This is a genomic window from Paraburkholderia diazotrophica, from assembly GCF_900108945.1.
Lineage (GTDB): Bacteria > Pseudomonadota > Gammaproteobacteria > Burkholderiales > Burkholderiaceae > Paraburkholderia > Paraburkholderia diazotrophica.
Genome location: NZ_FNYE01000002.1, coordinates 389,923 through 415,022, shown reverse-complemented (window position 1 = coordinate 415,022; position 25,100 = coordinate 389,923). Strand labels below are relative to the sequence as shown.

Below are 25,100 nucleotides of genomic sequence, written 5' to 3'. Positions count from 1 at the left end.
GTCACGTAAGTCACGTAAGCGCGTTCGCACCCAATGCGAACGCATCAACCGAAATTCAAAAAGCCTCGGACAACGCGGCACGCGATGCCGCCGTCGCTCCACGCGCGACGAACTTGCCCGCGCGCTCGCCCGTCGGCTTGCCATCGAGATACGACAGCACGCCATTCACCCACACGGCGTCGATGCCATCGGCAGCCTGCTGCGGCTTGTCGAACGTCGCCGCATCGCGCACGCGCGCCGCGTCGAACAGCACGAGATCGGCGTGATAGCCGATATGCACTTCGCCGCGTTCCTTCAGGCCGAAGCGCCGCGCCGACAGGCTCGTCATCTTGCGAATCGCTTCCTCCAGCGGAATCAGTTGCTGGTCGCGCGCATAGTGTCCGAGCACGCGCGGGAACGCGCCCCACAGACGCGGATGCGGCAACGGATCGTTCGGCAAGCCATCGGAGCCGACCATCGTCGCCGGATGCGAGAGGATGCGCCGCACGTCGTCCTCGGACATGTTGTGATACACGGCGCCCGCGGGCTGCAAGCGCTTCGCGGCTTCCTGCTGCGTCACGCCCCACCCGGCCGCGATGTCCTTCACCATCTTGCCCGCCATCTCGGGATGAGGCGTCGACCACGTGATCGTGATATCGATATCGCCTGTCACCTGTTTGAGGTCGAGCGTCGACGAACTGCGGTTGTACGGATAGCAGTCGCAGCCCACGGGATGCAGCCGGCGCGCGCCTTCGAGCGATCCGAGCACCTCGACGCTGCGCCCCCAGTTCGACGGTCCCGCGCACTTCAGATGCGAAATGACCACGGGCACGCGCGCATGCTTGCCGATCCGATACGCCTCGTCCATCGCGTCGAGAATCGCGTCGAACTCGGTGCGCATGTGCGTCGTGTACAGCGCGCCCGCCACTGCGAGCGGCTCGGCGAGCGCCATCACTTCTTCAGTCGGCGCGGCGAATGCGGAGCCATACGCGAGCCCCGAGCTCAAGCCGAGCGCGCCATTCGCGAGCGCCTCTTCGAGTTGCGCGCGCATGCCGTCGATTTCCTGCGGCGTCGCCGCGCGATCGAGCCGGTCCATATGGTTGTTGCGCAGCGCCGTGTGCCCGATCAGCGCGCTCACGTTCACCGACGGCTTCGCCGCATTCACCGCATCGACATACGCGGCGAAGGTCGGATACTGGAACGCATCGCGCTCGCCGAGCAGGTTCATCGGATCGGGCGGATCGCCCTTCAGCGACACGGGCGACGCGCTGATCCCACAGTTGCCGACGATCACCGTCGTCACGCCTTGCGTGATCTTCGGCAGCATTTGCGGCGAGCGGATCACATGCGTGTCGTCGTGCGTGTGTACGTCGATGAAGCCCGGCGCGAGCGCACGGCCGTTCGCCTCGATCACTTCTTCGGCAAGCCAGTTCGACAGATTGCCGATCGCGACGATCTTCCCATTGCGTATCGCGACGTCGCGCTCGACAGGCGGCGCGCCCGTGCCATCGTACAGTTGCGCGCCGACGATCAGCGTATCGGCGGCTTCGGGGTGCGAATGCATGGATCAATCTCCTAGCGGTTGTCGGTCGCCGCCGCCGCGATGCGCATCGAGTGCATGCTTCATGCGGCGCAGCAGTTCGCGGCTCTCGTCGCCCAGACTCAGGGCCAGTTCGGTGACGAGCACGTCGAGTGCCATCATCATCGCGTAGCGCGACGACGACGGCTTGTAGATGAAGTCGGTTTCGAACGCGACGATGGGGATCAGCCAGTCAGCGAGCTTCGCAAGCGGCGACGCGGGCGCCGTCACCGTGACGAGCGTCGCGCCGTAGCTGCGCGCGATGCGGCAACTGTCGACCATCTCCGGCACGCGGCCCGTCGTCGAAAGCGCGATCACGACGGTATCGCGCGAAACCGTCGATGCCACCATGCGTTGCAACAGACCATCCTGATAGGTCGCGACCGGCCGGCCCAGACGCACGAGCCGAAAGCGCATCTCGTCGGCGAGCGCCGTCGAGCCGCCGCCCATGCCGAACACGTAGATCATCCGCGCTTCGCGCAACGCGGCAGCGGCTTGCGCAATGGGCGCCTGGCACAGCAGGTGATGGTTGTGCGCGAGCGCCGTCTGCAACTCGTCGAACACGCGCGTCGCGAGCGGCTCCGGCGTGTCGGGCTGCGCGCCCGGCTGCAGGAAGCGCTGGCCGACGGCGGCCGCCTGCGCGAGCCGCAGCTTCAGTTCGCGCACGTCCCGACAACCGACCGCTTTCGCGAAACGCGTGACCGTCGCGACGCTCACTTCCGCCCGCTCGGCCAACGCACCGATGCTTGCGCGCGATGCGCTCGTCAGATCATCGAGGATCAGCGCCGCCACCTTGCGCTCCGCCGAGCGCAACTCGGGCGCGCATTCGGCAATGCGTGCGACGATGTCAAAGGCAACGGGTTCGGCTGTGGAATTCATGGCTCGTGCGCACCACGCCGCGCCGGTAACATCGGCCGCCGAATGCATGGTACTAAATAACATTTCATCAGCCATCGTACTTTCGGTAACATGTGAAAGTCAACTTCGACTCGATTTAACTGGATGATGGAGCAGCGTGACATGAAAGTTACAAACTATCAGGGAGCGACGATCGATCCTTACAGCAAGGGCTTGGGCAACGTGCCCGGCACGAGCATCCAGCTTGCGGACGCAGCGCGTCTCGATTGGAATCTGCTCGACGAGGACGTGAGCCTGCCGGCCGCCGTGCTGTACGCGGACCGCATCGAGCACAACTTGAACTGGATGCAGAAGTTCGTCGCCGAATACGGCGTGAAGCTCGCGCCGCACGGCAAGACGACGATGGCGCCGCAACTGTTCCGTCGCCAGATCGAAACAGGCGCATGGGGCATCACGCTCGCAACCGCACATCAGGTGCGCGCCGCGTATCACGGCGGCATCTCGCGTGTGCTGATGGCGAACCAGCTGGTCGGCAAGCGCAATATGCTGATGATCGCCGAGCTGCTGAGCGATCCCGATTTCGAGTTCTTCTGTCTCGTGGATTCCGTCGAAGGCGTCGAGCAGCTCGGCAAGTTTTTCGGCTCGGTGAAGAAGCAGTTGCAGGTGCTGGTGGAACTCGGCGTGCCGGGCGGCCGCACGGGCGTGCGCGACGAAGCGCAGACCAGCGCAGTGCTCGACGCGATTGCGCGTTATCCGGATTCGCTGAAGCTCGCGGGCGTCGAACTATACGAAGGCGTGTTGAAGGAAGAACAGGAAGTGCGCGACTTTCTGCGCAGCGCCGTCAGGCTCACGCTCGAACTTTCCGATCAGGGCCGCTTCACGCGCACGCCCGCCGTGCTATCGGGCGCGGGATCGGCATGGTACGACGTCGTCGCGGAAGAGTTCGCGAAGGCTTCGCGCAAGGACAGAATCGAGATCGTGCTGCGCCCGGGCTGCTATCTGACGCACGACGTCGGCATCTACCGCAAGGCGCAGACGGACATCTTCAAACGCAATCCCGTCGCGAAGCGCATGGGCGAAGGTCTGCTGCCCGCGCTGCATCTATGGGCCTACGTGCAGTCGATTCCCGAACCGGACCGCGCGATCATCGGCCTCGGCAAGCGCGACTCGGCGTTCGACGCTGGCTATCCGGAGCCCGCGAAGCACTATCGTCCGGGCACGCAGTCGCCGCGCGATATCGCCGCTGACGAAGGCTGGGAAATTTTCGGCATGATGGATCAGCACGCGTATCTGCGGATTCCCGCCGGCGCCGATCTCAAGGTCGGCGACATGATCGCGTTCGACATCTCGCATCCGTGCCTGACGTTCGACAAGTGGCGTCAGGTGCTCGTGCTCGATCCGTCGTATCGGGTGACTGAAGTGATCGAAACGTTCTTCTGATTTTTCTTCGATCGGTTCTTCGACCCATGCTTCGATCGGAGCGGCGCTGCGCGACATTTGCTTCGTGTCATGGCATGCGCCGTTCTCGTTCGGCCGTTCAACGTCCTGCGGCCGTGGCTTCCGTCTCAGCGGACGCGGCCGTCACCACTTCGCCGATGCGCGCCTCGAGCATCGTCAGCGCGCCCGCCAGGCCCGCCAGCACATCGTCCGGCAAAGCGGCCATCGTGTCGTGCAGGAACGCATTGCGGTTCGGCAGACTCGTTTCGATTGCAGCGCGGCCCTCGCCCGTGAGCTTCACATTGGTGATGCGGTTATCGCGCTCGTCCATGCTGCGCGCGATCCAGCCCATTGCTTCCAGCGACTTCAGCTGACGTGTCAGCGCGCCCGGGTCGACGCGCAAGCGCTCGACCAGCTTCTTCTGCGACGACTCGCCCGCCTGTTCGTACAGCGCGAGCAGAATGCGCCAGCGCGGCAGCGGATGACCGACGCGCGTTTCGAACGCGGACATGAACGCCCGATACGTGCGGCCGAACTGTTGAAGGATAGCGACGCGGTCCTGTTCTTCCATGATCTTTCTACGATGTTGAAGCGCTAAAACACCCGTCAATCGACGTGGACGGCCGGTTCGATCTGCTTGCGCAGTTTGACGGGCGGAACGCGTCGGCTTTGCCAGACAGCGAACACCGCGACCAGCGCGCCCAGCGCGAGGCCCATATGGATCGCGCCGACCAGCGATTCGCGCGCCGATTCCAGCAGCATCGCGCCATTGTGCCCTGCGCGCGCGAGTTCATTCAAAAGCGTGTGCTGTCCGTCGCGATTGACGAGAATCTGCGGGTCGCCAAGATTGGTGAACCACTGGCTCGCGTGATCGGCATCGAGTGCATTGCGCACGCCGCTCGCGTACATATGGGTGACGAGCGTGCCCGTCAGCGCCGTGCCGATCATGCCGCCGATCATCCGCAGCGATTGCAACAGCGCCGTCGCAATGCCGAGATGCCCGCGGCCCGCCGTCTGCTGCGCGAACACGGTGAGATTCGGCAGCACGAAGCCGAGGCCGAGGCCGCCCAGCGTCATGAACAGCATCAGCAGCCAGTGCGGCATCGAGCGCGTGGCAACCACCACGCCGAGCGACGCCGCGGCAAAGAGCGCAAAGCCGATGTACAGCATCACGTTCGGATTCGGAATGCGCGACACGACACGCCCGTTCGCAATGCTGCCAATCGTGATGAACACGACGAGCGGCGTGATCACGAGGCCCGCCTCGTTCGGCATCATCCCGAAGCCGCCCTGAAACAGCAGCGGCGCGTAGAACAGCAGCGAGAACATCGCGAATCCGCCCAGCACGGCAAGAACGAAAAGCGCGGAAAGGCTCTGGTTGCGGAACATGTCGATGGGAAGAATCGCTTGCGGGAAACGCTTTTCCCACTGCCACAGCGCAATCGCGCTGGCGACACTGATCGCGAGCAACGCAACGGCCGACGCCGTTACGCCATGCTTCGGCAGAAGCTCGACGAAAAGCTGCAGGCCGCCGAGCGACACCGCAATCAGCAGCGCGCCCGGCCAGTCGAGCCGCATCTTGCCTTCATGCGCGATGTGCCGCAGGTGCGGCAGATACCGCCATACGAAGAACAGCGACAGCAGGCCGACAGGCAGATTCACATAGAACACCGAGCGCCAGCCGTAGTACTGCGTGAGAAAACCGCCGAGCGACGGGCCGACGGCATTCGCGATGCCGAATGCCGAACTCATCAGCACCTGCCAGCGCAGACGGACGACGGAATCAGGGAACAGATCGGGAATGCACGCGAACGCGGTGCCGACCAGCATGCCGCCGCCGATGCCTTGCAGGCCGCGCGCGATCACGAGGAACAGCATGTCGTGCGCCGCCCCGCATAGCACCGAGGCCGCCGTGAACACGACGATCGACGCAATGACGAACGGCTTGCGCCCGTAGTAGTCGCCGAGGCGGCCGAAAATCGGCACGGTGATCACCGACGTCAGCAGATAGGACGTCGCGACCCATGCGTAGAGCTCAAAGCCCTTCAGGTCAGCGACGATCGTGGGCAGCGCGGTGCCGACCACCGTCTGATCGAGCGCGACGAGCATCGATACGAAAGAGACGCCGAGCATCGCCAGCAACGATTCCCGGAACGGTAAAACTTGCCCACTCGAATGGTGGGCGGCAGTGTGTACGGCCATTTTTGATGGTGCAACTGTTGACGAGTCAACGATACGGAATCATAACACGTCGAATGGTTCTAATCCTGCGTGCATCGGCGTGCCGTTTTCGCCCAGAATGCGTAAGCAAATCGCCATCAGACGAAGTCAGGAAGATTCATGAATCCAGCCACGCTTGCCGCCACACCGCTTTCCACCGACGACCTCGCGGCTCTGCGCCGCGCCAGGCACGAACTCGAAAGCCCTGCGCTGGCGATGAAACTGGCGGGCATCGTCGGGGCGCCGCTGGAGAAATTGATCGCGCGCATGCCGCCGATGGCCAACGACAAGGTCAACGACGCGACGCAACTCGCGCTGCGCAAGTGTCTGCAAATCGCGCTGCGCACGCTCGGGCGACCGATCGGCGGCGCGCCGACCGGCGTCAGCGAACGGCCGAGCAATCTGCTGCACAAGTTCGCCGTCGCGACGACGGGTGCCGCAGGCGGCGCATTCGGACTGCTTGCGCTGCCCGTCGAACTGCCCGTCACGACGACGCTGATGTTCCGCTCGATCTGCGATGTCGCGCGCAGCGAGGGCGAGGATCTGACGTCGATCGATACGCAGTTGCAATGTCTGACTGTGCTCGGCATGGGCGGCACGTCGAAAGCCGATGACGATGCCGATTACGGCTACTTCATCATGCGCGGCGCGCTGGCGCAGGCGGTGTCGAAGGCGTCGTCGGAGATCGCGACGAAGGGCTTCACCACGCACGGCTCGGCCGCACTGCTGCGCCTCGTGAGCACGATCGCGTCGCGCTTCTCGGTGCAGGTCAGCGAACAGATCGCGGCCAAGTCGATTCCGGCGATCGGCGCGGTGCTCGGCGCGATGGTGAATACCGTGTTCATCGATCACTTCCAGCAGGTCGCGCACGGCCACTTCACCGTGCGCAGGCTCGAGCGCCAGTACGGCCCGGAGGCCGTCCAAGCGGCCTATCAGGCAATCGACGTTTCGCTCGACGGATGAAGATCGCCCTGCATGCCCGTCACGCGCCGGACGAAACGGGCGGCGAGATCGAGCGAGCGGCTCGCCTCCGGAATGAACGGCACCCACAGCTGCCATACGTGCGGCATCTTGCGCCAGATCTCGAAGTCGACATCGACGCCCGCGGTGCGCGCCTTGTCCACGACGCGGCGTGAATCGTCGAGCAGCACCTCCGTGCTGCTCACGTGCATGAAGAGCGGCGGCAGGCCGCTCAGGTCCGCGTAGAGCGGCGAAGCGTACGGATGCGTCGCGGGCGTGCCGCCGAGATAAAGCTTTGCCGCGCGCGCGACGGACGGACCATGAAACATCGGATCGATCCCGTCATTGGTTTGCAACGAGGCGCCTGTCGCGGCCAGATCGGTCCACGGAGAAAACAGGACCGCGCCCGCGGGCAGCGAATCGCCTGCATCGCGCAACGCGACGAGCGTCGCGAGCGCGAGACCGCCGCCCGCCGAATCGCCCGCGATCACGATCGATCCCGGCTTCGTCCCTTCGTCGAGCAGATGTCGATACGCGGCGAGCGCATCGTCGAGCGCGGCAGGAAACGGGTGCTCCGGCGCGAGCCGGTAATCGAGCGAGAAGACGCGCGCGCCGCTGCGCGTGGCGAGGCCGAAGGAAGCCGCGCGATGCGTCTGCGGCGAGCAAAAGTAGTAGCCGCCGCCATGCAGATACAGGATCGTCGCCGCGTGTCGGCCGTCGGCGCGCGTGAGCCATTCGCCGCGCAACGGCCAGTCCTGCTCGCGATACCGTTCGTGCAACGTCCAGCCGGGCGGCACGCGCGGCGTATAGGCGCGCTTCGCTGTCATCTTGCGCGCGCGTTCGGCGTTGATCGTCGAATGCCGCGTCTGCGGATGAAACTGACGGCGCAGAAACCAGCACGCCAAGGCGCTTTGCCAACTCATCGGAATGGCCTCCATCGACGGTTAAGCGTCATGGTACGTGGCTTTTGGCTGGCTTCCGTCGAAGGAGACTCGAAGGGGGTTCTTTTGGCGTCGCAACCGGGCGCGCCGTTTGGAAAGGTAACGAAAGCCAGAAACGGCGTGGGCGCTTCCGGCGAACGCGATCGTTCAATTCGCCGGCAGGAGCTGGCCGCGAATTTCACCCGACGGATTCTGCGCGGTGTGAACGTTGAAATACCACTGGCCCGCCATGAGGTCCGTGACCTGCTGTTCGGTCAGCGTCGCGGAACCTTTGATCGGGCTGGCCAACGCGCTCTTGTCGATAGGCACCTGCACCTTCGCGTTTTGACCGACGGGGGCAGGACCATGGAAGTGTGCCATCGTCACAGGCCCCGACAAGCCCTCGTACGTTGCCGTCCATTTAAGGGTTTTGGTCGACGTGTCGAAAGTGGCATCCAACGCGCCGTGTCCGTGGCTGACGCGCGGCGGCACTTCGCTCGACGGTTCGAGGTCGGCCTTCAATTCGACCGTATCCGCAAGCGCAACCCCCGACGCCAGCGCCCACAGTACAGCCACCAAGCTCAGCTTTCGAATTGCAGTCATTGTTTTCTCCGAGTCTTTGCACGCGGCATCGGCGCATACGCATGGCTGTCGACGCGATGCCGCACGTAGCGCCAGCACATACTAGTGCAAATCGCAGCGCTGCGTGTGAAGCACACGCAGCGACGCAAAGCCTTGCCAAGCGGGAGGAAACGAGACCTTATGCAAGCAGCGCAGCCTGCACCTCGATGCCGTCGAGCATCGCATTGCACATACGCGCGAGGGTGATGCCTTCGCTGCGCAGCGTCTCGGGCGGTGCAACCGTCAACTGCCGACGATAGTGTTCGAGCGCTCGAAGCAACGGCGGATACTGCAACACGCTAACGGCGCCGGCGACGCGATGATGCCATTGCCGCAGCTCCGCGACATCCGGCTCATGCAGCAGCGCCGGCAACGCGCGCATGTCGTCGCGCACCGCGGACACGAACGCATCGAGCAACGACTTCACCGTCGACTCGCTGCCCCAGACCTGGGTCAGCTGGCTCAGATCGACGGGGACGAACGTCGTGGTGTCGGCATTCTCGGGCCGCGCGTCGGCAACGGGGACGCCTGGCGCCTCGCCGGGCGTGCCCGTACGCGAGCTGTCCGCAACGAACCAACGGCTCAGGTAGTCGCGCAACGTGGCGAGGCGCGTTGGCTTGATGAGGCAATCGTCCATACCGGCGTCGCGGCACGCCTTCAAATCTTCCGGCGCGGTGTTCGCGGTGATGCCGAGAATCGGCAGCCGCGCGCCCGTCTGCGCCTCTTTCTCGCGAATCGCTCGCGCGAGTTCGTAGCCGGACATCCGAGGCATGTGGCAGTCGGTAATGAGAAAGCCGTACGGTGTCGAGCCGAGCGCGTCGATGGCTTCGGCACCATCGTTGACGACGTCGCAGGCAAAGCCGAGCAGCGCCAGTTGATGACGGATCAATTCCTGGTTCACGGGATGATCTTCGGCGACGAGCACGAGCCGACCGCTCGCTATCGCGCGTTCCCGATCCGGCGGCGCAACGACGCCCGCCTCTGCCTCACCAGTCGCCCGCGCCGGCGCGGGCGACAGTCCCGTCAGCGCCGCGGCGCATGCCGCGCTCAGGCCGCGCCACGAAATCGGATTGATGCTCACGCGTACGGCGTTGTCGACGATCCGGTAGCCCGTCGGCTTGGGCTTCTCGGTCAGGACGACGACCTTCGCGCCGGACTGCTCGACGGCTGCGGGCACTTCAACGCCAACGTCGACAAAAACCAGATCCACATCACGCAGCGCTCGCGGATCGCTCAATTGCTCGCGCTCCGGATCAGCGCAACGCAAATCGATGCCGAGCGCCGCGCCGAAGTGGATCAGCGCCTGCGCGACGGCCGCATCGGCTGTCGCGACTATCCCACGCTTGCCGCGCAATCCGCCCGCCGTGTAGTGCTCCGTTTCGAGCGGCATCAGCAGCCGCAACTTCATGCGCGTGCCTTTGCCTTGCGTACTGGACAACGTGAGCGTGCCGCCCATCAACGCAACGAGCTTACGGCAGATCGTGAGGCCGAGGCCTGTGCCGCCGAAGCGCCGCGTCGTTGACGATTCCGCCTGCACGAACGGCTCGAACAGCCGCGCCTGCACTTCGGGCGCGATGCCGATACCCGTATCGTCGACGGTGATCTCGACTGTTTGCCCTGCCTCGCTCTGCTCAATCACTACGACGCGCACGTCGACCTCACCTTGAGGCGTGAACTTGATCGCGTTGCCGAGCAGATTGAACAGGATTTGTCGCAGACGAACGCTGTCGCCGCGCAGCGTCGCGGCCACCTGAGGCTCGACATCGACGCGCACTTTCAGGCCTTTCTCATGCGCGCGTCCTGCCAGCAGGCCAACTGCCGTGTCGACGAGATCGCGCAAGTCGATGGGCTCCGATTCGATGGTCAGCCGTCCCGCTTCGATCTTCGAGTAGTCGAGCAAGTCATCGAGAATTTGCAGCAACGCGCCCGCCGACTCGTGAATCATACGGAGCATCTCGCCCTGATCGGCTTCGAGCCGCGTGCGCTCCAGTACTTCGACGAGCCCGAGCACGCCGTTCATCGGCGTACGGATTTCGTGGCTCATCATCGCGAGAAAGTCGTCCTTTGCGCGCGAGGCGGCTTCGGCCAGATCGCGCGCGTGCGCCAGCTCGTCGGCTCGCAACCGCTCGATGCTCGCGTCCACCCAATAGCCGCTCCAGACTGTCACGCCCGACGGCTCGAGACGCGGCACCAGCTCAGCGCGAACCCAGCGCTGCTCGGTCGGCCCGTCGATCCGGAATTCCAGGTGCACGGGCGTCGACAATTCCGCCGAGCGTTCCAGTTCCGAAACGACTACCGGCCGGTCGTCCATGCAGATGGTGGCGAAATCGAGTGCGCCTGTGCGCATCAGCGCCGCGCTGTCGTAGCCGAGCAGATGCTTGGTATCGCCGCCGACGTACGGGAACGTGTACTTGCCATCGAGCCCGCGGCGCAACTGGAACACCACGGCCGGCAGCGACGCTGTCACGTCGACGAGACGCCGCTGCGTTTCGCTCGCAAGCATTTCGGCGCGGCGAATGTCGGTGATGTCGACGACCGTGCCCAGCACACACGAAGGCGTACCGTCGGCACCGTTGCAAACACGTACGCAGAACAGACCGTGCCGCGTATCGCCGTTGGGGTCGTCGAATTCGAGCTCGATCTGCGTGGGTATTCCACTCGCCAGCGCGTCATGCGTCAGCTGTTCGAGACGCACGCTGTTGTCCTCGCCCCACGCGCGGACGTCGGTGCTCGTGCGGGCCATCACCGCGTTGCGTCTGAGCCCGGTCGCTTCCTCGTAGGCACGATTGACGGCGATGTAGCGCCCGCGCAAATCTTTCGCGACGAACGGATACGGCATCATTTCCATCATCGTTTGCTGGAAGTTCAGCTGCGACTCGAGTTCGTGCTCCGTGCGTTCGCGCCGGGTGACTTCACGCTGCAACATCACGTACGCCCGCAGCGTCACCAGCAGCACAACGCCGATACCGATCAGCACCGGCAACAGCCTGAGCGCGGTCACGCTCCAGGCGCCCTGCGCGTGGAGGTCGCCCGTCACCCACTTCTGACGGATACGCTGCCGCTCCGAGGCGGGCATCGCGAGCAATGCCCGGTCGATCAGCCCGGCCAGCGGCGCGAGGTTCTGACGGACTGCGAAGCCCACCGCGTCCGGTTCGCGCACTGTACCGACGATCTTCAGCACGCCAGCATATTGCTGCGTCAGCGCGGCATCGACTTCGGCGACATTGCCGACCAGCGCATCGGCGCGGCCTGAGGCAATCGCCTTCAAGGCCTCGTCGAGCCTCGCAGTAACGGCCACGTGCGCCGCAGATACGCCATACAGATGAAACGGCACCGAACCCTGGGTATGCGCCGACACCATTACACGGCGCGACGAGAAATCGTTGAGACTGCGCGCGGCCGGTTCGTTTTCGCGCGCCACGATGACGAGCGGATAAGTTTCGTATGCCTGGCTAAAGGCCGCTCGCGACAGCCGCGGATCGTTGCGCGTGGCGGTGGCGAGCACGGCGACGTTGCCGCGGCCGAAGTCGGCAATCGTCGCGAACCAGTCCTTCGCAGGCGCGCGATGGAAGGTGACGCCAAGTGTGCGGCCGAGATAGTCGAGATAGTCGGCGGCGACGCCCGACGGTCTACCCATTTCATCGAGCGTACTGAATGGAGCCCAATTGCTGTCGAAGCCAACCGACAATGGCGGCAGCGATTGAAGCCAGGCCTGCTCTTCGCGGCTCAGCACGAGATTGGATACCATCGAAGCAGGCCGTGCGTCGAAGCCGCCGCCGAGCCAGCGCGCCCGAATGGCGGCCTCGTCTTCTGGTTGCATCGCTGCGAGTCCGCTGTCCAGCTTGTCTCGCAGATCGCTCCTCGCAACAGGCACCGCGAAGCGCATCTCGCTGAACTGGCCGGTTTCCTCGAATGCGACGCTCAGGCTGCGAAATTCGGGATCGGCGAGGTAGTGCCGCACAGCGGGAGTGAAGCCAAAGTAGACGTCGTCGCCGCCCTGTTTGACCGCCCGTAACGCCGATGACGTGTCGGCGAAGGAATCGATCCGGGCGCGCGGATATCGCTCACGCAACACCGAACTGAGCGCAAAACCGCGTTCGACGGCGACACGCGCGTTCTGGACCTGTGTCTGGCCGGACAACACCAGCGCATTGCTGGCAAGCGTCACGGCAGAAGTCGAACCGCGAAAGTAAGGCACCGAGAACGACAGGCAATGCTCACGCTCCGGTGTGCGAGCGATGCTCATCAGCACATCGACCCGGTTCGAACATGCCGCCGCGAGCAGTTGCTCCATGTCCGGAAAGCTCTTCGTCTCGATCTTCGTGTCCGGTCCGACAACCGCATGCAGATAGTCGACGCTCAAGCCGGCGAGTGCGCCCTCCTGAAACATCTCGAATGGCGACCAGCCGTTCTCGAGCACGCCGACAACCAGCGTCGATGGGAACGCGAGCGGATCGCGTTCAGGTGCCGCGTACGCCGGTTGGCCGCACAGCATCGACAACAACGCGAGGCTGCTTACGAGCGCCCGACAGATGCGGATCAGCGTGGCGCCGAATGCGAAGCCTGAAAACGAACGGGTGGAAACGCACGACGAAAGCATGATTGCGCACTCACGCCGATTCGCCGTGCCTATCCCCGCGCGAAGAAGGCGCAAGCGCATCGTTCGGATGACATAGCAGATACGAATGCAGCAGGCCGGCGAGCACGCCGCCTGCCAGCGGCGCTGCCCAGAACAGCCACAACTGATCGAGCGCCCAATCGCCGACGAAGAGCGCCGGCCCCGTCGAACGCGCGGGATTGAGCGACGCGTTGGTCACAGGTGTAGCGACGATGTAGCTCAACGTCAGCCACACGCCTGTTACCAGTGGACCAAGCAATCTCGCCGATCTGCCGTCTGATGTCAGCATGCGCGCCATGACGAACGCGAAGGACATCGCCAGTTCAACGGCCAAAGCCGAGTGGAATTGAAAGTCGGCGGGAGAGTGATCGCCATATCCGTTGGCGCCAAATTCGCTAGCCGCAAGCGCGAAGCCGGGTCGGCCGCTTGCGATATAAGCAAGCAACGCAGCGCCAGCGATCGCGCCGAGAACCTGCGCGGCAATATACGGAGCGAGATCGCGAACGGGAAAACGCTGAGCCGTCACGAAGCCGACAGTGACGGCGGGATTGAAGTGAGCGCCTGAAAAACGCCCGAACACATAGATCGCCGTAGCCAGCGCAAATCCGAATGCCAGCGGCACGACCAGCACGCTGCTGCCTTGCAAACCCGCATTGAGCACAGCCGTGCCGCAACCCACGAATACGAGCCACGCCGTTCCGGCACCCTCGACGATCAACCGCTTCCCCAGCCCTGACATGCACCCTCCCGTAACTGCGCCACCCGATAAGTCCACGGGCTGGTTTCATTGATGCGCTCGGTGTCGATTGATTTGCATGGCGAATCAATGGCATGGCGCCACGCCCCGCGAATCGGGGACAACAGAGAATTGTTTGCCTGGCTGAAAAAAGGTGGAATCAGACAAGTCCGAAAAGCGGCGACACATTCAAGGGCCACTTGAGGCTCGCGATATGCGCTCACGTGAGCCCGATCTGGCAGGCGTAATCGATGACGTCGGCTTCCGTTTCCAGCCCCAACTTACGCATCGCGTTGCGCTTTTGTGTGCTGATCGTCTTGGCGCTGCGGTTGAGCCTGACGGCAATCTGACCGATCGTCATACCGCTTACGTACATCGTGAACACTTTCCACTCGCCTGCACTTATGACACCCACCCTGGGCTGAGGCGCGCCCGCCTGCGCGATTGCGGTGCGGGCGTGATCGGACAGATAGCCCTGCCCGGTCAGTGCAGCGTCGATTGCATGAACGAGCGACGACGTGATGTCGCGCTTGTCGACGACGGCCGCAACGCCGTGCTGCAGCAGGCCCACCAGGATGGACGCCTGATGGATCATGGTTAGCACCACGATGGGCAACTGTGGCGCGTGATACAACAAACGCCTCAGAAACTGGATCGCATTGCTCTCGCCGTCGATACCCGGCATGCCGATATCCGACACGACGACGTCACACGCGCACGAATCGAGCAAATCGGCGAGTCCTTGCGTATCGGACGCTTCGCCGACAATCGACACATGCGTGATCTGATTGAGCAAAAACCGGATGCCATCGCGCACACAGGCGTGGTCATCGGCCATGATGACGCGAATCTTGTTTTCCATCTTTTTGTATTCTTGTTAGTCGACCGCCGTCGCATATCGCGCTTCCCCTCGGACGGTCGCCTTGCCCACGTTCGCAATGCCAGTGCGTCAGGCTCTTGCGGCCATCCGTCCTTCGGCGCCTGATTGGTCGCCAGGCACGAGACCATGCTCGACTGCGAACCTGAACAGATCGGCATCGCTTTGCAGCGACAGCTTGCGCATCGCCGTGCATTTCTGCGCGCTGATTGTCTTGACGCTTCGTCCGAGCCTCAGTGCGATCTCGGTCACGCCGCGTCCCGACGCATAGTGCGTCAGCACTTCGAGTTCACGTCTCGATAGAACCTGTCGTACGTAGTCGATGCGGCGCGACAGCGTGGCTTCGGCCAGCAGCGCACGAATCGCTGGACCGATATAGCATTCGCGCGCCAGCGCTGTAACGATCGCCACGTGAATGAGATCGATGCGATCGCGCTTGCTGATCACGGCACCCACGCCAAGTCCAATCGCTTTTTGCAGCACCTCGGCCGCGACCTCCATGGTCAATACAACCACAACCACATCGGGATGACGCTCCCTGAAACGACGGACCATTTCGACACCGTCGCCATGCGTGCCACCCGGCATATACAGATCCATGACGACGAGATCACATTCGACGCGCTGTGCCTCGGCGAACAGTTCGGATGAGTCTGTTGCTTTACCCACCAGCTCGATGTTCGGAAAGCCCGACATCAGGTTCTCCATCGCGAGCAGGACGAGCGGATGATCGTCGGCAATGATGGTGCGGATCGGCAGTGTCACGTCCTTTCTGATGTTCACGTCGTGGGTCCCTCCTGTGCTCTAGCTTGGTATCGATGTAGTGGGCGCGATGCCCGCGAGAATCAGACATTCAACTGCACGCAGACATAAGAGTTCTCTGAAATTGACGAATCGGATAATTAGTTAGCAATCCGCTATATGTCTCTGTACAAGACCGTATGCGCGCACGAACGCGAAGAGTCCAGGGTCGTTGCTGACGCCGAGCTTCGCCATCGCGTCGCGCTTCTGCCGGCTGACCGTCCTGACATCGCGCCCGAGTTCGCGAGCAATCTCCGAGATCGACTTGCCGCGCACGAACATCCGGATGACTTCGGCCTGACGCGGCGACAGATGGCGCATGGGTGACATGCCAAGCGGCTCGCCGCTTGCGTCCGCCAGGGTTTGCAGGATCGACCGGCTGACGTATGAGCGACTCATGCCCGCTGAGCGGATGGCCGACGCGAGTTCGTCCATCGATTCGCTCTTGTTGAGCATGCCTATCACGCCGTCCGACATGATCGAGCGGAGAATGGCGGCGTTGGTCAGACTCGTCAGCACGACGATGCGTACTTCCGGCCAACGCGTGCGAATGCGCCGAATGAGTCGCAGACCGTCGTCGGAGTCGCCCGACGAATCGGGCATGGTCAGGTCCGTTACGAGCACGTCGCATGGCGTCTTCTCCATCAATTGCACGAGTGACGAAGGACTCGTCGCCTCACCGACGACAGTGAAGCCTCCTTGCGCCATCAGAGTGGCCCGGATACCGAGCAGAACAAACGGGTGATCGTCTGCCAGCATGACTCGAAGGTTCACTGTTGCCGCCTTGCCTGTTATTGGTTTATCTCTGTCAGCGCCGAAACGCCCTTTTCAAAGTAACGTCGAAACGGGCCCGCTTTACGGCTACGCTTGCGACATATAACGAATCGTGTTCCGACCAACAGAATCAAAACATCCGCCGGGAAAATGGAATATCAGAGAGTTCCGAATCAATGTCTGATTCAAAGATAATTTGAAAATTTCGTTGAGAATTACCGCTTTCAAACGATTTCGTGCTGAATACGCTTATCCATTTTCAGCGAATGTTTTCCGAAATTTCAAAACGGCCGTTAGGAAGCAGCCGCACGAACACGGCCGACGCGCGGAGCCGTAACGCTTGGCGCACCTCATTCATGGCGTCCTGCCTATGCACGCTTGGATTCGATATTGAAAAATAGGCAACTCGCATCTTCACGGCCGCCAAATATACGCGCGAAAGAGAAAGCCCCTGGAAGCACGAATCAGAAAAACCGACTTCTAAAATAAATCTGACTTTCATGACAGACAATTCAGACTTGACGGAAGGCTTTTCGGTCACCAGATTAATTCGACGAATCGCGCATAAATCAATAACCGAAAAAATAAAAAAACGTTCAGCACGTGGCTGAACGCCTAAACCAAAATCCTGTAAATACGACCCGACGATCACGCCCTGACACGCGATCCATACCCTGCAGCACGCGACGGGCGCGGAAACACCGGCAACGCGAGCAACGCGCAGGCGCTCGCAATCGCCCACACGGCCGGCCACGACATTGCGGCGAGCAGCGGAGGAATCGCGAGCGGCGTAACAAACAGCGTCATGAACGCGCAGGTATTGCCCATCGCGAGAGCCGTGCCCGCGCGGCGCGTCCCGGCGAGCGTCGCGAGTTCGGTGTAGGCCACGCCATGCCAGGCCGAGGCGCTCACGCCACCGAGCACGATCATCACCGCGAGCGCGACGGTCGTCCATCCGTGCCTGCCGCCCACACCCGCAGCGATCAGCGCAAGCAATGCGAAGAGCAGTGCCGTGAGCACACTGCAAGCGCGCATGTACTGGCGCCTGTTGCCGTGCTGGTCGGTCCATCGGCCGCTCCACACGCGCGCGACGGCCGCGCCCGTCTGCACGGCGGCCATCGTCGCGCTGATCGCGAACACGCCTGCGTGGCCGAAGTCGTGCAGAAAGACCGTCGCGAACGTGACGACGGCGAGTTGCGGCACGCACAACACACCGATACCCAGCGCCACGCGCCACACGCCGATGTCGCGCAGCGGCGAAACAGTCTGTGGCTGTGAAGCGGCGTTTTCGTCGTCGATGGTCGCTTGATGGGTTGCGGGCGCAGCCGCGACGGGCGGCTCATGCAGCCAGCGCCACGCGAACCACGCCGTCACGGCGCACAAAGCAGCAAGCACGCCGTACACAGCGACGAACCCAAGGTGCGCAGCGAGCGCCGGGAGCATGATCGCGCCGAGTCCTCCGCCTGCGGGCACGGCCGTTTGCCGGATGCTCATCGCGAGTCCGCGCTCGCCTTCGCGAAACCATGCCATCACCGCGCGTCCGCTCGACCCGTTGACGCTTCCGCCGAGCAGCCCGACAGCAAGCAGTCCAAGAGCGAGCGGCACGATACCCGGCGCACGGGTGCCGTGAGGCACGACGAAGCCCGCCATCGCGGCGAGCGCCGCTGCCGTCGTCAGCAGGCCGAGCAGCAACACACGCCGATCGCCCCACCGGTCGGTGAGCAGTCCCCACGGCAGTTCGCTGACCGCGATCCCCAGGCCCAGCATGCCTAGCACGAGGCCCAGCCCGCCATTGCCGATGTGATATCCGTGGCGCAGAAACACGGCCGTCGTCGGAATGCCCGAGAACGCTGCCGAAAAACTCGCGTTCGCCGCAAAGCCGACACCGAGCACCTTCCATCGATGATTGGCGCGCACGCCGCCTGAACTTCCAGTTTCGTCAACCACTTGCCCCACGATCGCCTCCGCATCCGTTCCGTTGACGGCTATCGTAGGGTTGGACGATCAATCGGAAAAGCGGGAAAATGAGATGCCATCCATCGGAGAATCCGAAACATGAACCAGCGTGCGTTCGACCTCGCGCAATTGCGCACCTTCGTCGCCGTCGCGGAAGCGGGCAGCGTGTCGGCGGGTGCGGAACGCGTGTTCCTGTCGCAATCGTCGGTGAGCGAGCAATTGAAGAAGCTCGAAGAGCGCGCGGGTCAGCCTCTGTTCCTGCGCGGCAAGCAAGGCGTCACCGCGACGCCGGCGGGCGCGAAGCTGCTCGATCACGCGCGCCGTATTCTGGCGATGAGCGAAGCGGCGTTCGAAGACCTGCAAGGCCGGTCGCTCGACGGCGAGTTGCGCATCGCGATCACCGACTACTATCGTCCGCACGATGTCGCGCGCGTGCTGAAGATGTTCTCCGAACAGCATCCGCGCCTGCGTCTGCATGTGACCGTGCTGCCGAGTGCGGTAATCGACAGCAGCGTCGAAGACGACACCACGTTCGATATCGGCCTGTCGCTGCGCATCATGATGCCAGGTACGAAGCGCGCTACGGGTACCAACGCGCGCGCATCGAGCACCGTCGTGCGGCGCGAGAAGCTCGTATGGGCGATGTCGGCCGACGCCGATCCGCAGCATCTCGCCGCCCCTTTTCATCTTGTGCTGCTGCCTTCGACATGCCAGTTGCAGCGCTTCGTCGTCAGATTGCTCGACGAACGCAATGTGCCGTACCTCGTGTCGCATTCGGCCTCTGGCATGGCCGGGCTTCAACTCGCGCTGAAGGCAGGTCTCGGCATCTCGTGTCTGAATGAATCGTCGATCGGTTCGGGCATGGTGCCGTGTCCGGCGACCATCGGCCTGCCTCAGTTGCCTTCCGTCGAATTCCATCTGTTGCCGGCGCGTCCGGGCGAAAGCGCACTGGTCACCAATGCGCGCGCAGCGTTCATGCGGCTGCTTGCATGAACGCAACGGACATGTCCGCAAACGGGACAACGACCGCATTTCGTGCGGCATTCCTTTTGGCATTCGTTGAAAGCACGCAGATTGCCTCCTATGATGGTTGCAATGCCAGCGTCATCGCGATGCTCTAGCTTGTCGGTTCTGCGGCAAGCCTGGTCGTGTGCTCAGTCAAAGCCGCTTCGCAGCCGCACGAGGCAGCGGACGGGTAAAACATCGTAAAGGCTGGCAAAACCGTCCCCTATTCTGCATGTTTTTGCGAACTTGAATACACTGTCGGCGCCGCGCGTCGGACGGACAAGAGCAGCAGCCATTCGATTGACATAGATCACATACGTGACTGAGGCGACCAAGCAGTATTGAAGAGAGCGACCCGCCTCTTCAAAGGGTGTTCAAACAACGAATCTAGAAACCCATTTCTCTACGAGGCCACTCGTGCATCGCAGAACCGTCGGCTCTTCGATCCTGTTGCTGATTTGCGCCATCTGCACCCTGAGTGCGCGGCCTTCGATTGCGGCCTCGAACGACGTACCGCCGCCGTCGGCCATGGACGAAAAAATGCACGCCTGCACGACCTGCCACGGCGTGCAGGGCCAGGGGCGCAACAACGACTACTTCCCCCGCATCGCCGGCAAGCCCGCGGACTATCTGTTCAACCAGCTCACTGCATTCCGCGACGGCGGCCGCACGTATCCGCCGATGGGCTATCTGCTCGCGTTCCTGCCCGACGACTATCTGCGCAAGATCAGCCAGTACTTTGCCGATCGCCAGCCGCCTTATCCGAATCCCGATACCAATCCGTTGCCGCAAGCGACGCTCGACTACGGCAAGCAGCTCGTCATGCAAGGCGATACCAAACGCGGCATCCCCGCGTGCGCCGCGTGCCACGGCGAGCGCCTGACGGGACAGCAGCCCGGCATCCCCGGTCTGCTCGGTCTGCACGCGAGCTATATCGCCGGACAGATGGGCACATGGCGCTCCGGCACCCGTCATGCGCTCGCGCCCGACTGCATGCACTCGATCGCCGTCAAACTGAACGACAAGGACATCACCGCGGTCTCGAGCTGGCTCGCGCGCCAGCCGCGTCCCGCCGATCCGCGTCCCGTGCCGCGACTGCCCGGCAAGCTGCCATTGGCATGTGGGAGCCAACCGGAATGAAGACTCTCTCCTCTCGCTCCGTGAATCGCATGCAACGTGCGGCTCGCCTCACGCACCGCGCGACGATGTCACTGCTCGCAGGCACCGCGCTTGCACTCGCCGCCATCGCCGCGCAATCTCCGTTCGTCACAGCTGCCTATGGAGCGGGTGCAGCCGCGCCCACGGCCGCAGGCGCCCGTCCCGAACAGGTCGTGCGCGGCGAGTATCTTGCGCGTGCGGGCGATTGCGTCGCGTGTCATACCGCGCCGCGAGGCAAGACGTTCGGCGGTGGCCTCGCGATGGAAACGCCGTTCGGCACGCTCTACACGCCGAACATCAGCCCCGACAACGAGTACGGCATCGGCAAGTGGACGGCCGACGACTTCTTCAAGATGATGCGCACGGGCAAGAGCCCGGACGGCAAGCTGATCTATCCCGCGATGCCGATCGCGCAATACACGAAGGTCACGCGAGAAGACTCCGATGCGATCTTCGCGTACCTGAAGTCGGTCGAGCCCGTGCATCAGGCGAACCGCAAGCATGAGCTGCGCTTTCCGTTCAACCAGCGCGAGCTGCTGATCGGGTGGCGTTCGCTGTACTTCCGCGAAGGCGAGTTCCAGCCGAACCCGACGCGCTCTGTCGAATGGAATCGCGGCGCGTATCTCGTCGAAGGGCTCGGCCACTGCACGATGTGCCACACGAAGATCAATCTGCTCGGCGGCTCGTCGAAGAGCGAGCAGTTCGCGGGCGGCCTGATCCCGGTGCAGAACTGGTACGCGCCGTCGCTCACTTCCGACAAGGACGGCGGCCTCGGCGACTGGAGCATCAAGGACATCGTCGATCTGCTGCAGGCAGGCATTTCGGATCGCGGCGCAGTCTATGGCCCGATGGCGGAAGTGACGTACCACAGCCTGCAATACATGACCGACGACGACGCTAAGGCGATGGCCGTCTATCTGAAGACGCTGCCCGACAACGATCCGGGCCGCAAGACGGGTCCGTCGGCGACCGTCAAGCCCGCCGTGTTCGAATCCGGCCAGCACATCTACATGACGAAGTGCGCGATGTGCCACGGCGACAACGGCGAAGGCAAGCTCCAGCATTACCCGCCGCTCGCGCGCAACCAGTCCATTGAAATGGATTCGGCCGTCAACCCGATCCGCATCGTGCTCAACGGCGGCTTCCCGCCGGGCACTCGGCGCAATCCGGAGCCCTATGGCATGCCGCCGTTCGCGCAGGAACTGAACGACGTCGACGCCGCCGCTGTCGTCACCTACATCCGCACGGCCTGGGGCAATCACGGCCAGCCCGTGACGGCGAAACAGGTCAACGAGTTGCGCAAGGCGCCGCTGCACTGATCACGCTTCACTGACACCAACCCTGTCCTCGGAGACTTCGCAGATGGACCCTAACGATCACTCCGGCGACCACTACGCCAACGCTTCGGACGACGAAGTCGAACGCATCGTCGCGCAAGGACCGAACGGCGCGATCGCGGTCGCGGGCGTCGCCGCCGTGGTCGTCCTCGCGATCTGGATCGGCTTCTACTTTCTCGTGTTTCTGCCGCGTGGCGTCATTCACTGATCATGTCGACCCAACCTTCCCATTCTCCAGACAGCGGTCATGCCGTCTCCGTGCGTTCGGAGCGGCGCTGGGCGTACTTCGTCATCGCGATCATCGTGTTCATGCTCGTCCTCGTCGTGTACTCGGGGCTGCACTGGGCCATGATGCCGCCGTCGCGCGTCGAGACCGTCGATCCATCGCGGCTGCAGATGTCGGGTGAATTCGTCGAGAGCAATCTCGGCAGCGCTGTCGAGCCCGACGGCTCCGTCATCGTGCGTTTCATCGCGCAGCAGTACTCGTTCACGCCGCAATGCCTGCTGGTGCCCGCCGACACCGACATCACGTTCCGCACGACGAGCGCCGACGTCGTGCATGGCCTGCTCGTCACCGACACGAACATCAACACGATGGTCATGCCCGGCTATGTCGCGACGTTTTCCTCCTCCTTCGACAAACCCGCCGATCATCTGATGCCGTGCCATGAGTTCTGCGGCTTCGGTCATCAAACGATGTGGGCGCACGTGAAGGTCATCGACAAGGCTGCCTTCTTCGAACAGGCAAAACAACATCGGAGGCTCAGCTGTGTTTCACGCTAAGCGACTCGTTCTCGCGCACTTCTGGCTCGCGTTCATCTCGTTCGGTGTTGCGCTGCTGCTGGGCGCATGGCAGATGCTCGTGCGCAGTCCGCTGCATCCGTGGATCGGCGAACCGGAGCTTTATTACCGTTCAGTGACGGCGCACGGCACGGTGATGGCCTATGTGCTGCCCACGCTCGTCGCGATGGGCTTCGGCTACGCGATCGTCGAACTCGCGCTGCAACAGGCGCTCGTCGGCTTGAAGTGGGCATGGGCCGCGCTGATCATGCTCGCGATCGGCGCGGTGATGGCGATGGTGCCCGTCGCGGCCGGCCAGGCGTCGGTGCTCTTCACGTTCTATCCGCCGATGATCGGCAGCCCGTTCTATTACCTCGGCGTCGTGCTCGTCGTCGTGGGCTCGTGGATCTGGGTCGCGCTGATGGGCATCAACCTGCGCATCTGGAAGCGCGCGAATCCCGGCAAGCCAGTGCCGCTCGCGATGTATGCGAACGTCGCGGGCGCGTATCTGTGGGCGTGGACGGCCGTCGGCGCGGCACTCGAAATCCTCTTCCAGATCCTGCCCGTCGCGCTCGGCCTCAAGACGACCATCGACGCCGGCCTCGCGCGCGTACTGTTCTCGTGGACGCTGCACGCGATCGTCTACTTCTGGCTGATTCCGTCGTATATCGCGTACTACACGCTGGTGCCGCGCGCGATCGGCGGACGGCTGTACAGCGACTCGATGGCGCGCGTCTCGTTCGTCCTGTTCCTCGTGTTCGCAATGCCGATCGGCATTCACCATCTGTTCGCCGATCCGCAAGTGGGCGCGGGCTTCAAGTTCGTGCATGCCGTGTTCACGGGCATGGTGTCGGTGCCGACATTGCTCACCGTGTTCACGATCTGCGCATCGGTGGAAATCGCCGGGCGGCTGCGCGGCGGCAAGGGCGCGTTCGGCTGGCTTAAGGCTCTGCCGTGGGACAACCCGATGATGCTCGTCATCACGTTCTCGTTCATCATGCTCGGCTTCGGCGGCGCGGGCGGACTCATCAACATGAGCTATCAGCTCAACGAGACGGTTCACAACACGCAGTGGATCACGGGCCACTTTCACCTGATCTTCGGCGGCGCAATCGTCATCATGTACTTCGCGATTGCGTATGAACTGTGGCCGCAACTGACGGGCCGCGCGATCGGCTCGCTGAGCCTGATCCGCTGGCAACTGTGGCTGTGGTTCGTCGGCATGATGGTGGTCACGCTGCCCTGGCACTACGTCGGCCTGCTCGGCGCGCCGCGCCGGATGGCCTATTACGACTACAGCAATCCCGCGATTGCGCCGCAAGGGATCTGGGTTGCGGTTTCGGCATTCGGCGGACTGATACTCGTGATCTCCGGTCTGCTGTTCCTCTACATCCTCGCGAAAGCGCAGTTCGGCGCGATAGAGCAGCCGAAGCAGTTCCGCTTCAGCGCGCCCGTGCATCCCGTCGAGCGCGTGCCGGCCGCGCTGAACAGCTTCGGCCTGTGGGTCGCGCTGATGATCGGCCTGACGGTCGTGAACTACAGCGTGCCGATCGCGCAATTGCTCGGCTTGCAACAGACGTCCGTGCCGGCCGTCTCAGTGGGAGCACGGTGATGAGCGATGACCGCGTATTCAGCTTCAGCAACCGATGGTTCACGTCGAGCGTCGGCGGCGTGATTGCGATTGCTGTCGTGTCGATTCTGATCGGCTTCATCTGGCTGCCGTCGAAGCATCCCGACTTCACGCAACGCGGACTCTGGGCGACGATTTGCAGCGCGGCGGGCGCGCCGTCGTCGTGGTACTCGCAGAACGAGAACATCGCGGGCCCGGCGCCGAGCAACGTGATCGTGCTGCCGCCCGCGCCGCCGTTGAGCCGCCCGAGTCCCGATGCCGTTTCGGTCGGGCGCGGCGCGACGCTCGCGCAGAACTGCTCGATGTGCCACGGCGTGGAGAGCCTGATTCAGGTCACGGCACCCGTGCTCGCCGGACAATACGCAGACGTGGTCTACAAGCAGCTGCGCGACTATCAGAGCGGCCAGCGCATGAACTCGATCATGCCGCCTATCATCCGCAACCTGAACGACCGCGATCTGCACGATCTCGCGAACTACTACTCGACGCTGCCGCGCCCGCCCGCCGTCGAAAAGGGTACTGTCGACGACGCGAGCATCCGCAAGCTCGTCAACGAAGGCTCGCCGATGCGCAACATCGCGCCGTGCGCCGCGTGTCACGGCGAGCGCGACCGCAAAGGGTCCGCGCCGTGGCTGGGCGGGCAGTCGTCGGTGTATATGGCGGCGCAGTTGCGCGCATTCGCCAACGGCGATCGTCATAACGACGTCAACGAGCAGATGCGCAACGTCGCGCGCAACATGACGCCGGAGGAAATCGACGGCGTGGCGAAGTACTACGCGGTGCGGCCTTAAGGCACTAAGGCCTCAATGCCCTAAGCCGCCGCGCACATTGCGCTAGAAAAACAAACGGCCGTG

General features: G+C 63.3%; 22 protein-coding genes. 9 read left to right on the top strand and 13 right to left on the bottom strand.

Features of this window, described 5'->3' with window-relative positions; translation table 11 throughout:
* Positions 1 to 55 precede the first annotated feature (55 nt).
* Complete coding sequence (locus tag BMW76_RS04580) at positions 56 to 1,543, bottom strand: N-acyl-D-amino-acid deacylase family protein (RefSeq protein WP_090863511.1); 1,488 nt, start codon at positions 1,541 to 1,543, stop codon at positions 56 to 58.
* A 3-nt stretch (positions 1,544 to 1,546) separates the two neighbouring features.
* Positions 1,547 to 2,437 carry a MurR/RpiR family transcriptional regulator gene (locus BMW76_RS04575; RefSeq protein WP_090863507.1) on the bottom strand — a complete coding sequence of 297 codons (891 nt, stop codon included), beginning with the start codon at positions 2,435 to 2,437 and terminating at the stop codon, positions 1,547 to 1,549.
* Positions 2,438 to 2,578: 141 nt separating this feature from the next.
* Between BMW76_RS04575 and BMW76_RS04570 the strand changes: the two genes are divergently transcribed.
* Positions 2,579 to 3,856: an amino acid deaminase gene (locus BMW76_RS04570; protein WP_090863504.1), complete on the top strand. Its 1,278-nt coding sequence runs from the start codon at positions 2,579 to 2,581 to the stop codon at positions 3,854 to 3,856.
* Between the two features lie 97 nt (positions 3,857 to 3,953).
* Here BMW76_RS04570 and BMW76_RS04565 read toward each other — a convergent pair whose 3' ends face one another.
* Together BMW76_RS04565 and BMW76_RS04560 are read right to left on the bottom strand one after the other, a co-directional pair.
* A complete protein-coding gene (locus tag BMW76_RS04565; RefSeq protein WP_090863502.1) occupies positions 3,954 to 4,424 on the bottom strand; it encodes a MarR family winged helix-turn-helix transcriptional regulator in 471 nt (156 codons plus the stop codon).
* Between the two features lie 35 nt (positions 4,425 to 4,459).
* A complete protein-coding gene (locus BMW76_RS04560; protein ID WP_090863499.1) occupies positions 4,460 to 6,055 on the bottom strand; it encodes an MFS transporter in 1,596 nt (531 codons plus the stop codon).
* A gap of 138 nt (positions 6,056 to 6,193) precedes the next feature.
* Here BMW76_RS04560 and BMW76_RS04555 point away from each other — a divergent pair, with 138 nt between their 5' ends.
* Positions 6,194 to 7,036 (top strand): EcsC family protein, encoded by an 843-nt coding sequence (locus BMW76_RS04555; RefSeq protein WP_090863496.1) that lies wholly within the window; start codon positions 6,194 to 6,196, stop codon positions 7,034 to 7,036.
* Here the strand turns inward: BMW76_RS04555 and BMW76_RS04550 are convergent.
* From BMW76_RS04550 to BMW76_RS04515, 9 genes are all read right to left on the bottom strand, one after another.
* Positions 7,006 to 7,956 carry an alpha/beta hydrolase gene (locus tag BMW76_RS04550; RefSeq protein WP_090863493.1) on the bottom strand — a complete coding sequence of 317 codons (951 nt, stop codon included), beginning with the start codon at positions 7,954 to 7,956 and terminating at the stop codon, positions 7,006 to 7,008. The two genes, BMW76_RS04555 and BMW76_RS04550, sit on opposite strands and share 31 nt — an antisense overlap.
* Positions 7,957 to 8,121: 165 nt before the next feature.
* A complete protein-coding gene (locus BMW76_RS04545) occupies positions 8,122 to 8,556 on the bottom strand; it encodes a CHRD domain-containing protein (protein WP_090863490.1) in 435 nt (144 codons plus the stop codon).
* Between the two features lie 157 nt (positions 8,557 to 8,713).
* Entirely contained in the window at positions 8,714 to 13,069 is a 4,356-nt protein-coding gene (locus BMW76_RS04540) for an ATP-binding protein (RefSeq protein ID WP_407668886.1), read from the bottom strand.
* A 115-nt stretch (positions 13,070 to 13,184) separates the two neighbouring features.
* A complete protein-coding gene (locus BMW76_RS04535; RefSeq protein WP_090863485.1) occupies positions 13,185 to 13,931 on the bottom strand; it encodes an aquaporin in 747 nt (248 codons plus the stop codon).
* 217 nt (positions 13,932 to 14,148) lie between these two features.
* A complete protein-coding gene (locus BMW76_RS04530; protein ID WP_090863482.1) occupies positions 14,149 to 14,790 on the bottom strand; it encodes a response regulator transcription factor in 642 nt (213 codons plus the stop codon).
* 87 nt (positions 14,791 to 14,877) lie between these two features.
* Entirely contained in the window at positions 14,878 to 15,588 is a 711-nt protein-coding gene (locus BMW76_RS04525; RefSeq protein WP_090863479.1) for a response regulator transcription factor, read from the bottom strand.
* Between the two features lie 123 nt (positions 15,589 to 15,711).
* A complete protein-coding gene (locus tag BMW76_RS04520; RefSeq protein WP_090863476.1) occupies positions 15,712 to 16,365 on the bottom strand; it encodes a response regulator transcription factor in 654 nt (217 codons plus the stop codon).
* Positions 16,366 to 16,639: 274 nt separating this feature from the next.
* A complete protein-coding gene (locus tag BMW76_RS40160) occupies positions 16,640 to 17,032 on the bottom strand; it encodes a hypothetical protein (RefSeq protein WP_143062203.1) in 393 nt (130 codons plus the stop codon).
* Positions 17,029 to 18,336 (bottom strand): MFS transporter, encoded by a 1,308-nt coding sequence (locus BMW76_RS04515; RefSeq protein WP_245763114.1) that lies wholly within the window; start codon positions 18,334 to 18,336, stop codon positions 17,029 to 17,031. The genes BMW76_RS40160 and BMW76_RS04515 overlap by 4 nt, the downstream gene beginning before the upstream one ends.
* A gap of 99 nt (positions 18,337 to 18,435) precedes the next feature.
* Between BMW76_RS04515 and BMW76_RS04510 the strand changes: the two genes are divergently transcribed.
* The 7 genes from BMW76_RS04510 to BMW76_RS04480 all read left to right on the top strand — a co-directional run bounded on the left by BMW76_RS04510 (position 18,436) and on the right by BMW76_RS04480 (position 25,037).
* Positions 18,436 to 19,329: a LysR family transcriptional regulator gene (locus tag BMW76_RS04510; RefSeq protein WP_090863470.1), complete on the top strand. Its 894-nt coding sequence runs from the start codon at positions 18,436 to 18,438 to the stop codon at positions 19,327 to 19,329.
* Between the two features lie 429 nt (positions 19,330 to 19,758).
* Positions 19,759 to 20,481, top strand: coding sequence for a c-type cytochrome (locus BMW76_RS04505; RefSeq protein ID WP_090863467.1), 723 nt, complete (start codon positions 19,759 to 19,761; stop codon positions 20,479 to 20,481).
* The gene (locus BMW76_RS04500; RefSeq protein ID WP_090863464.1) at positions 20,478 to 21,818 is read left to right on the top strand and encodes a c-type cytochrome; all 1,341 of its coding nucleotides are present in this window, start codon (positions 20,478 to 20,480) and stop codon (positions 21,816 to 21,818) included. The genes BMW76_RS04505 and BMW76_RS04500 overlap by 4 nt, the downstream gene beginning before the upstream one ends.
* A 43-nt stretch (positions 21,819 to 21,861) precedes the next feature.
* Positions 21,862 to 22,044, top strand: coding sequence for a hypothetical protein (locus BMW76_RS04495; RefSeq protein WP_090863461.1), 183 nt, complete (start codon positions 21,862 to 21,864; stop codon positions 22,042 to 22,044).
* Positions 22,045 to 22,046: 2 nt separating this feature from the next.
* Positions 22,047 to 22,619: a cupredoxin domain-containing protein gene (locus tag BMW76_RS04490; protein ID WP_090863458.1), complete on the top strand. Its 573-nt coding sequence runs from the start codon at positions 22,047 to 22,049 to the stop codon at positions 22,617 to 22,619.
* A complete protein-coding gene (locus BMW76_RS04485) occupies positions 22,606 to 24,228 on the top strand; it encodes a b(o/a)3-type cytochrome-c oxidase subunit 1 (protein ID WP_090863455.1) in 1,623 nt (540 codons plus the stop codon). The genes BMW76_RS04490 and BMW76_RS04485 overlap by 14 nt, the downstream gene beginning before the upstream one ends.
* Positions 24,228 to 25,037: a c-type cytochrome gene (locus tag BMW76_RS04480; protein ID WP_090863452.1), complete on the top strand. Its 810-nt coding sequence runs from the start codon at positions 24,228 to 24,230 to the stop codon at positions 25,035 to 25,037. Before BMW76_RS04485 ends, BMW76_RS04480 begins: the two co-directional genes overlap by 1 nt.
* Positions 25,038 to 25,100 lie beyond the last annotated feature (63 nt).